Below are 4,504 nucleotides of genomic sequence, written 5' to 3'. Positions count from 1 at the left end.
TCACGAAGAGATGGTGCTGGTTCGCGACATCGACTTCACATCGTTGTGCGAACACCATCTGGTCGCGTTCGCCGGAAAGGCGCATGTGGCCTACATTCCGAACGAAAACGGCCAGATCACCGGGCTGTCCAAGCTCGCCCGGCTCGTCGACCTGTACTCGCGACGTCCACAGGTGCAGGAACGGCTGACAACCCAGATCGCCGACGCGCTGGAACAGGCCCTCTCACCCAGGGGGGTCATGGTCGTGGTCGAAGCCGAGCATCTGTGCATGTCCATGCGTGGGGTCCGCAAGCCGGGTGCCCGCACAGTGACCTCGGCGGTACGTGGTCAGTTCCTGAGCACCGCAACCCGCAACGAGGGTATGTCGCTCATTCTCAGCCACCGCTGACCCCCCCGCAGCGCCCGGCCACGCACAGCACTTCAGCGGCATCACACCGGTACCACCAGCGCGCCAGGGACGCCCCCCGACGCCCCCTACAGCCGGCAGGCCTGAATGGAGGAGACGATAATGCCCCGGGCGCCGATCTCCCACAGGTCGTCCATCACCCGATTCAGCTCCGTGTGGGGCACCATGGCGCGCACCGCGACCCAGTCCTCACGCTGCAGCGGGGATATGGTCGGCGATTCATAGCCGGGGGTTATCTCGCATGCCTTCTCAAGCACGGAGTTCGGGACGTCGTAATCCATCATGACGTAGCGTCGGGCGACCAGAACGCCCTGGATCCGGCGCAACAACCGTTCGTGCGCCGAGGTGAGGTCCAACCCCTTCTTCACGACGACCACGGCTTCGGAGCGCAGCACCGGTTCGCCCAGCAGCGTTAATCCATGGGCCCGCAGCGTGCGCCCGGTCTCCACCACGTCCGCGACGGCGTCGGCGACCCCGAGCCGGATGGCGGTTTCCACCGCGCCGTCCAGCCTGACGATCTGCGCGTCGATTCCGCGCCTGGCCAGGTCGGCGGCGACCAGACCGGGAAACGACGTGGCGATCCGCATACCGGTCAGACCGTCGGTGTCGGTCAGGCTGCCTTCCGGCACGGCGTAGCGGAAGGTCGAGAAGCCGAAGCCCAACGGCAGCAGCTCGTCGGCGGCGACCCCACTGTCGATCAGGAGGTCACGGCCGGTGATACCGATGTCCAGCCGACCCGCCCCGACATAGACGGCGATGTCACGAGGCCGGAGGAAGAAGAACTCGATGTCGTTCTCGATATCGGTGATGACCAGCTCCGCCGATTCGCGACGCGCATGGTAACCCGCATCGACGAGCAACTGACTGGACGCGGTCGCCAGCGCCCCCTTGTTGGGCACCGCGAGTCGAAGCATCATCGCCCCCGTGTCACAGTTCGGCGCCGAATGTGCACCGAAGGGCCGTCATCACAATCTGGAGTATACGTCGTGCGGTGTCAGACCCACGGAAATCATCACCAGCTGGCTCCAGTACAGCAGCTGCGACAGCTCCTCGGCGACCCGCTCCGTCCCCTCGTGCTCCGCCGCCATCCAGGTTTCCGCGGCTTCTTCGAGGAGTTTCTTCCCGATGTGGTGAATCCCTTTGTCCAGAGCGTCGACACTGCCGGAGCCGGGCGTTCGTTCGCGCCATTTTCCGGCCAGCTCAAGATATAGTTCATCGAACGTTTTCATCGCCGTCCGAACACCTTCCCTCCCACCAGTCGCAATAATGATCATTCTGGACGCTGGAAGGACTGTTCGCCGTCCGGAACCCTCTCCGGCCAGCGACCCAGGGACCTCGGCCTCCCGGACCACGCGCATGCTAACGCAGCACCCAACGAGCGCGCGGGATACACGGCGGAAACATGATCAGGCTGCCTTTGGCCCTCCGCGACCCAGGGATCCAGGCTTCCGGCGACACAACCGGCCCGGATGCGGTTTACTAAACGATTGTGTTCTGCCCAGCGCTCGTCGCCACCGACCTCGACGGGACGCTGATCCGCACCGACGGCACGATCTCGGATCGTACGCGGGCCGTGCTGCGCAGGGTCAGGAACGCCGGATCCATCGTCCTCTTCGTCACCGGACGCCCGACCCGGGTCATGGCCGACATCGTGACCCAGACCGGCACGTCGGGTCTGGCGATCTGCGCGAACGGCGCGCTCGTCTACGATCTGGACAACTTCGCCACCTTCAGGCACCGCATCCTGGATCCCGCCACCGCGCTCCATCTGGTCACCGAGATCAGGGCGATCGTGCCGGACGCGTCCTTTGCCGTGGAGAGCGGTACGCGATTCGGCCGGGAGCCGACCTTCACCACGATGTGGCCCGATCCGCACGAGGTCGTCGGTGGTGCCGCTGAGCTGCTCACGGCCTTGCCCGCGACGAAACTGCTGGTCAGGCGCGCCCTGTCCACGGGCAGCTTCGCCGACGTCTACGGCAGCATCGTGGCCATCGCCGGGTCGACGGCCGTGGTCACCACGTCAAGTTATGATCTTGTTGAGATCGCCGGGGCAGGCGTCTCCAAGGGCATCGCCCTGGCGGAGATCGCGGCCGGCTACGGCGTGTCCGCGCAGAGCGCGATCGCCTTCGGTGACATGCCGAACGACCTGCCGATGTTCGCCTGGGCCGGGTACTCCGTCGCGGTCGCCAACGCCCACCCGGACGTCCTCGCCGCCGCCGACGAGATCACCGCGTCCAACGACGCAGACGGCGTCGCCCACGTCCTCGAACGCCTCTTCCACTGATGCCGTCGCTGTTGCGCTGATGCCTGCGCTGATGCCACGGGATGTTCCGCTGATGCCGTCGGTGTTCGGCTGGACGCCGCCGGCGCCTGGCCTCACGCCACCCGGTGTCGCCGTGGCGCCCGGCGACACCGACCACCGCCCCGCGGGACAGATCCTTTCGCCGGAGGCCAGGATGACTCCATGGCCACATCTGCCACTACCACATCCGCGGGCGGCGTTCCCGTGAGCGGCGCCGGGCGAACGAGTCCGGACGCCGCCGGCACCCCGGCCCACGACATCGACGCCGAGTTCCTCGCGCTGCCCCGCGCCGCCCTTGCCGACGCCGCCCTGCAGACCGCCCGCGACCTGGGGGCCACCCACGCCGACATCCGCATCGAACGGATCCGCAACGCATCCCTGTCCTTCCGGGACGGCGGCCTGGAAAGCCGTGGTGACGGCCAGTCGGTCGGCTTCGCCGTCCGGGTCGTGCACAACGGGACATGGGGGTTTGCCGCCGGTGTCGACCTGACCGTGGACGAGGCCGTCCGGGTGACCCGTGAGGCGGTCGAGATCGCGCGGGTGGCGCATCCGCTGAACAGCGAACCGGTGGAGCTTGCCGACGAGCCGGTGCACGCGGACGCGAGGTGGGTGTCGGCCTATGCGGTCGATCCGTTCACCGTCGAGACGGCCGAAAAGATCGAGCGCGTCGGGGGGCTGTGCCGTACGCTGATGGCCGCCGAGGATGTCGATCATGTCGACGGCAGGCTCGGCCAGGTGCTGGAGAACAAGTTCTACGCCGACCTCGCCGGGACGACCACCACCCAGCAGCGCGTCCGGGTGATCTGCCAGATCGAGGCGACCCGCGTCGAGCGCGCCGCCGGCGGGTTCGAGACCATGCGGACGATCGCCCCCCCGGTCGGCCGCGGCTGGGAGTGGCTGGTCGCCGGCCCCGCCGCGGGCTGCTGGGACTGGGACGCCGAGATCGAGCTGATCCCGTCCCTGCTCGCCGAGAAGGCCAAGGCGTCCTCCGTCGAACCAGGGCGTTACGACCTGGTGATCGACCCGTCGAACCTGTGGCTGACGATCCACGAGTCGGTCGGGCACGCCACCGAACTCGACCGGGCGCTGGGCTACGAGGCCGCCTATGCCGGGACCTCCTTCGTCACCCTCGACAAGATCGGAAAACTGCGCTACGGCTCCCCTGCCATGCACGTCACCGGAGATCGCACGGCCCCCCACGGTCTGGCGACGATCGGCTACGACGACGAAGGCGTGCAGGCCGGGCAGTGGAACATCGTCCGTGCCGGCACCCTGGTCGGCTACCAGCTCGACCGCCGGATGGCCGCGCAGAACGCCACGGCCCTGGGAACCGGGCGTTCCAACGGCTGCGCGTTCGCCGATTCTTCCGGGCACGTGCCGATCCAGCGGATGGCGAACGTGTCGCTGCAGCCCGCGCCGGGCGGGCCGTCCACAGAGGAGCTGATCTCCCGGATGGACCGGGGGATCTACATCGTCGGTGACAAGAGCTGGTCGATCGACATGCAGCGGTACAACTTCCAGTTCACCGGCCAACGGTTCTACGAGATCCGCGACGGCCGGATCGTCGGGCAGCTGCGCGACGTCGCCTACCAGGCGACCACCACCGACTTCTGGGGGTCGCTCGAGGCCGTGGGCGGCGAGGCGACCTATGTCCTGGGTGGGACGTTCAACTGTGGCAAGGGCCAGCCCGGCCAGGTCGCGGCGGTCAGCCACGGCTGCCCCTCGGCGCTGTTCCGGGACGTCAACATCCTCAACACCCAGCGAGAGGCAGGCCGGTGACCGTGCAGTCCCACGAG

The 4,504-nt window shown here is 67.7% G+C and carries 5 protein-coding genes; 3 read left to right on the top strand and 2 right to left on the bottom strand.

Translation table 11 applies throughout. The annotated features are described in order from the left end of the window. On the top strand, positions 1 to 388 hold a 388-nt coding region (gene folE, locus DD1DGNOD_RS03635), incomplete at its 5' end, for a GTP cyclohydrolase I FolE (protein ID WP_131769443.1). Positions 389 to 474: 86 nt separating this feature from the next. Here folE and hisG read toward each other — a convergent pair. Next, positions 475 to 1,320 carry an ATP phosphoribosyltransferase gene (gene hisG, locus DD1DGNOD_RS03630; RefSeq protein ID WP_165034728.1) on the bottom strand — a complete coding sequence of 282 codons (846 nt, stop codon included), beginning with the start codon at positions 1,318 to 1,320 and terminating at the stop codon, positions 475 to 477. 51 nt (positions 1,321 to 1,371) lie between these two features. Then, positions 1,372 to 1,635 (bottom strand): phosphoribosyl-ATP diphosphatase, encoded by a 264-nt coding sequence (locus tag DD1DGNOD_RS03625; RefSeq protein WP_131765233.1) that lies wholly within the window; start codon positions 1,633 to 1,635, stop codon positions 1,372 to 1,374. A gap of 260 nt (positions 1,636 to 1,895) precedes the next feature. Here DD1DGNOD_RS03625 and DD1DGNOD_RS03620 point away from each other — a divergent pair, with 260 nt between their 5' ends. Further along, the gene (locus DD1DGNOD_RS03620) at positions 1,896 to 2,690 is read left to right on the top strand and encodes an HAD family hydrolase (protein WP_131765232.1); all 795 of its coding nucleotides are present in this window, start codon (positions 1,896 to 1,898) and stop codon (positions 2,688 to 2,690) included. 180 nt (positions 2,691 to 2,870) lie between these two features. Further along, on the top strand, positions 2,871 to 4,487 hold the full coding sequence (locus DD1DGNOD_RS03615) for a TldD/PmbA family protein (protein WP_241255442.1): 1,617 nt from the start codon (positions 2,871 to 2,873) through the stop codon (positions 4,485 to 4,487). Positions 4,488 to 4,504: the final 17 nt, after the last annotated feature.

This window comes from Candidatus Protofrankia californiensis (genome assembly GCF_900634765.1).
Lineage (GTDB): Bacteria > Actinomycetota > Actinomycetes > Frankiales > Frankiaceae > Protofrankia > Protofrankia californiensis.
This window is presented reverse-complemented; position numbering and strand designations above follow the sequence as displayed.

Excerpts from the sequence above, each read along its gene's own strand:
- hisG (WP_165034728.1), bottom strand. The coding sequence starts at position 1,320 with ATGCTTCGACTCGCGGTGCCCAACAAGGGGGCGCTGGCGACCGCGTCC.
- DD1DGNOD_RS03625 (WP_131765233.1), bottom strand. The coding sequence starts at position 1,635 with ATGAAAACGTTCGATGAACTATATCTTGAGCTGGCCGGAAAATGGCGC.
- DD1DGNOD_RS03615 (WP_241255442.1), top strand. The coding sequence starts at position 2,871 with ATGGCCACATCTGCCACTACCACATCCGCGGGCGGCGTTCCCGTGAGC.